Origin of the sequence: Streptomyces beijiangensis, from assembly GCF_017315755.1 — a bacterium.
Classification (GTDB): Bacteria; Actinomycetota; Actinomycetes; order Streptomycetales; family Streptomycetaceae; genus Streptomyces; species Streptomyces beijiangensis.
The window spans coordinates 1-4060 of the sequence record NZ_JAFLRJ010000479.1; the positions used below are offsets into that span (position 1 = coordinate 1).

At 69.5% G+C, this 4060-nt stretch carries 6 protein-coding genes; 2 read left to right on the forward strand and 4 right to left on the reverse strand.

The annotated features are described in order from the left end of the window. Positions 1-806, forward strand: an 806-nt coding sequence (locus tag J0695_RS35425) for an alpha/beta fold hydrolase (RefSeq protein WP_206968881.1), incomplete at its 5' end; no start/stop codon positions are given. 4 nt (positions 807-810) lie between these two features. Here the strand turns inward: J0695_RS35425 and J0695_RS35430 are convergent. After that, on the reverse strand, positions 811-1707 hold the full coding sequence (locus J0695_RS35430) for an NYN domain-containing protein (RefSeq protein WP_206968882.1): 897 nt from the start codon (positions 1705-1707) through the stop codon (positions 811-813). A gap of 261 nt (positions 1708-1968) precedes the next feature. Here J0695_RS35430 and J0695_RS35435 point away from each other — a divergent pair, with 261 nt between their 5' ends. Beyond that, on the forward strand, positions 1969-2121 hold the full coding sequence (locus tag J0695_RS35435) for a DUF8834 family protein (protein ID WP_206968883.1): 153 nt from the start codon (positions 1969-1971) through the stop codon (positions 2119-2121). Positions 2122-2206: 85 nt separating this feature from the next. On the opposite strand, the gene J0695_RS35440 is transcribed toward J0695_RS35435, so the two are convergent. The 3 genes from J0695_RS35440 to J0695_RS35450 form a co-directional block, all read right to left on the reverse strand. Then, positions 2207-2812 carry a MarC family protein gene (locus J0695_RS35440; protein WP_206968884.1) on the reverse strand — a complete coding sequence of 202 codons (606 nt, stop codon included), beginning with the start codon at positions 2810-2812 and terminating at the stop codon, positions 2207-2209. A 55-nt stretch (positions 2813-2867) separates the two neighbouring features. Further along, positions 2868-3725, reverse strand: a complete 858-nt coding sequence (locus J0695_RS35445; protein WP_206968885.1) for a PHP domain-containing protein — start codon at positions 3723-3725, stop codon at positions 2868-2870. A gap of 117 nt (positions 3726-3842) precedes the next feature. Further along, positions 3843-4060, reverse strand: a 218-nt coding sequence (locus tag J0695_RS35450; RefSeq protein WP_372445878.1) for a DUF6758 family protein, incomplete at its 5' end; no start/stop codon positions are given.

Genomic DNA, 4060 nt, shown 5'->3' on the forward strand with positions numbered 1-4060 from the left:
GTGCCCACCCGCTCCCCACCGCACGTGGCTCTTTCGCCGTGCTGGACACCTCGCCCGCCGGCGAGATCCGCGGCACCGCTCTGCTCGCTCCCGGGTACACGGGGTCCAAAGAGGACTTCATCGCCCTGCTGGAGCCGCTCGCAGCGGCCGGGTACCGTACCGTCGCCGTCGACGGCCGCGGACAGTACGAGTCCGAGGGTCCGGCAGATCAAGTGGCTTACGCACAGGCCGAGTTGGCCAGGGACCTCGTCGCCCAGGCCCAGGCCCTCGCGACCCCCGTCCACCTCGTCGGGCACTCCCTCGGCGGCCAGATCGCCCGCGCCGCCGTGCTCATCGACCCGCGCCCTTCCCCCTTCGCCTCGCTCACCCTCATGTCATCCGGTCCCGCCCAGGTCACCGTCGAGCAGCAGCAGAAGATCAAGCTGCTCGGCGACGCCCTCGCGGTGATGGACATGGCGCAGGTGTGGGAGGCGATGCGGGCGATGGACCCACCCGCGGAGGGGGACGACGACAGCGACATGCGTCGGCGCTGGCTGCTGCACAACCCCGCCCAACTCATCGCCACCGGAAGCCAGTTGACCCTGGAACCGGACCGCACCGACGAGCTCGCCGCCGTCTCCCTGCCCAAGCACATCGTCTCGGGAGAGCGCGACGACACCTGGCCGGTGCCGCTCCTCGACGCGACGGCCCAGCGGCTCGGCGCCCGGCGCACCGTGATCCAAGGCGCCGAGCACTCCCCCAACACCGACCGGCCGGCGGAGACCGCCGCCGCACTCGCCGCGTTCTGGGACGGTCTCCGGGGCTGAGTGCTCAGTACTGCGACTGGAGGTGGTTCCAGAAACCGTCGCGCAGCGCCCGCCGCAGATCCCCGTGCCCCCGCAGCGACCGCTGGAGCAGCCGCTCCGCGTCCACCAGGAGCTCCTGGTCCACGGGGCCCGGCAGATAGGGCCGGCTCGGCAGCAGATCGGCGAGGGCTTCGCGGCCCCGCTCCGAGAGCCACGTCGCGGCGATCTGGGCGCCGACGAAGCGGATGTCCTCGCGCGAGGGCAGCGGGGTGCTCTCCTGCTCGTACGTGGTGACCGGCCGCCGGGTCACATACGGCTTGCAGAAGTCCAGGTCGAAGGTGCGCTGGCTGTCGACCTCCCAGAGCAGCGGTTCGGCCTGGTTGCGCATGCCCTCCGCGGCCTCGATGCCCCAGAGGTGGACCCGCGCCCCGTAACCCTGCGCGGCCTCGACGGCCGACACCAGGTCCTCGTCGCCGCCGACCAGGGCCGCGTCCGAGATGGCGCGATGGCGGGCGAGGGACTCCAGATCGGTGCGGATCAGGGAGTCGACGCCCTTCTGCTGGTTGTTGGCGTTGAGGTTGCCGAGGCGCACCTTGACGTCGGGGAGCTCGGCGATGGACTGCTGTTCGGGGGTGTGGATACGGCGCCTTGCGCCGTCGTACCAGTACACCCGCAGCAGCCGACTGTCCGCGAAGATGATCCGCGCCTTGTCGATGAAGGCCTCCAGCAGCCCCTCCGCGTCGAGGTCGAAGGACCGCCGGTCCTCCGTCCCGGTGACCAGCAGGCCTCCCGCGGCATAGACGTATCCGGCGTCCACGAAGATCGCATGCGTGGACGGGGTCTTGGCCACCTCGGCGAGCACGCGCGTGAGGAGCTCGTTGGTGCGCTGCAGGTGAGCGCTGATGTCTGCGTCGTCATTCATACGCCGCCCATTGTCCCGGGCGGCACGCGAGGCGCACAACCGGTCCGCCCACCGGCCGATATTTAGGCTCGCGAAACTTTTCCTTAGCGTAGGGAATGTTTGAGGAAGGCAAGCCGTTGGACCCATTGTGAACGTGGGGCACTCTTGCCACGCAATCCACTCTTAACGGACGGGCAATCGCCCAGACGCAGCACGGGAGCAGAGTCAATACCCGTACAACACACAGTTCTCCAGCAGGAGGATCGGACGAAGGGAGAAGCCATGCGCTTCGAAATCATGCGCCTCAACGACGTCGATGGCACTGCCATGGACAGCACCGTTGTGGACGCCGCCTCCGTCAACCGGATCGTGCAGCAGGCCGCGGCAATCGGCCAGCGCATCTACATCCGCCCGGCCGACAGTTCGGCTTCGTAACCCTTACGACGCCATAGAAGACGCTAAAGACGAAGCGCCCCCGTGCACATGCACGGGGGCGCCTTGCGTTGCGCGGGGCGGCCGGTCAGCTGTTCTTGATGACCTGGGTGACCCCGTTGATGATCTGCTGCACGGCGATCGCCGAAAGCATCATGCCCGCCAGCCGGGTCACCAGGACCACGCCGCCGTCCTTGATCACGCGGATGATCAGCAGCGAGTAGCGCATGGTCACCCAGAGCACGAGGTGCATGGCGATGATCGCCGCCCAGACCGAGACCTGCTGCGCCGCGGTGTCCGCGTGCTGCACGGCCAGGATGACCGAGACGATCGCGCCGGGGCCCGCGAGCAGCGGCATGCCCAGCGGTACGAGCGCCACATTGACGTCCTTGGTCTGCGTCGGCTCGTCCGTCTTGCCGGTGAGCAGGTCGAGCGCGATCAGGAGCAGCAGCAGACCGCCCGCGATCATCAGCGCGGGGACGGAGACATGCAGATAGTCCAGGATCTGCTGGCCGAGCAGGCCGAAGACGGCGATCACGCCGAAGGCCACCATCACCGCCTGCAGCGCCATCTTGCGCTGCACCTTGGCAGGTCGGCCCGCGGTGAGCGCGAGGAAGATCGGGGTGATCCCAGGAGGGTCCATGATCACAAAAAGCGTGACAAAGAGGGATCCGAAAACGGCAACGTCGAACACAGTGAGGCCTTGCGCGTGAGGGGTGAGAAGAGGGGGTTACGGAAAGAAGAAGAGGTCAGCGTCCGCCGGCGCCAGGCACCGGGAAGGCTCCCGTCGCACGCCGGGTGATCTCGCCGTAGACCTCGGGGTCGGTGGTGCACTCCCCGAGCTCCACGAACTTGCGGCTGCCGTGGTAGTCGCTGGATCCGGTGGCGAGCAGCCCGAGGTCGGCCGCGAGGGTGCGCAGCCGTGCGCGGGTCGGTGCGTCGTGGTCCATGTGGTCGACCTCGATGCCGTCGAGGCCGTACGCGGCGAAATCACCGATCGTGCTCTCGGGCACGACCTCGCCCCGCTTGACGGCCTGCGGGTGCGCGAAGACGGTGACCCCGCCGGCCTGCTTGACCAGGCGTATCGCCTTGAAGGCGTCCAGCTCGTGCTTCTCCGCGTACGCCCGCCCGCCGTCGGCCAGCCACTCGGGCGTGAAGGCGTCGGAGACGGTCTCCACCACACCCAGCTCGACGAGGGCGGTGGCGATGTGCGGGCGGCCGAGCGAGGCGTCGCCCGCGATGCGCGCGACGTGTTCCCAGGTGATCGGGACGCCCAGCTCCTGCAGTGTGCGGACCATCGTCTGCGCGCGCGGGACCCGGTCGTCGCGCAGCAGCTCGCGCTCGCGGAGGAACTCCGGCTCTTCGGGGTCGAAGAGGTACGCGAGGAGGTGCATGCCCACGCCGTCGATGCGGCAGGAGATCTCTGCGCCCGTGACCAGCGTCAGTCCGGCGGGAAGGGCGGCGATCGCCTCGGCGTGGCCGCGGGTGGTGTCGTGGTCGGTGAGCGCCACGACGTCCAGGCCGGCGGCGGCCGCGTTGCGGACCAGCTCGGCCGGGGTGTCCGTACCGTCCGAGGCCTTGGAGTGGGTGTGCAGATCGATGCGCACGACGCGGACTCCAGGGCGGCGGGGACTGGCAGGGGGACGGTCAAGAGTAACGCGTGGTGCGGCCGGGACCTGCGGGGCCGCGCAGCCGCGAGGAGCCTTCGATGAGCTGCCGTACGGCTACGCCAGCAGCCGGGGCGACAGCGCTCCGCACGGCACCAGATCGACTTCCGCGCCCGCGTCCCGGAGATCCGTGAGCACCAGCTCGTCGTACATCAGCAGCCCCGACTGCTCGGGCCAGACGATCGCCCACAGCCAGAGCCCGCGCGCCTCGCCCGCGAAGACCGCACGGTCGGCGGGGGCGTTGACGTGCCAGAGCGGGGTGGGGCGGCCCGCCG

What these genes read in the sequence shown, in the direction of transcription:
- J0695_RS35430 (WP_206968882.1), bottom strand. Translation starts at nt 1,707, where the DNA reads ATGAATGACGACGCAGACATCAGCGCTCACCTGCAGCGCACCAACGAG.
- J0695_RS35435 (WP_206968883.1), top strand. Translation starts at nt 1,969, where the DNA reads ATGCGCTTCGAAATCATGCGCCTCAACGACGTCGATGGCACTGCCATG.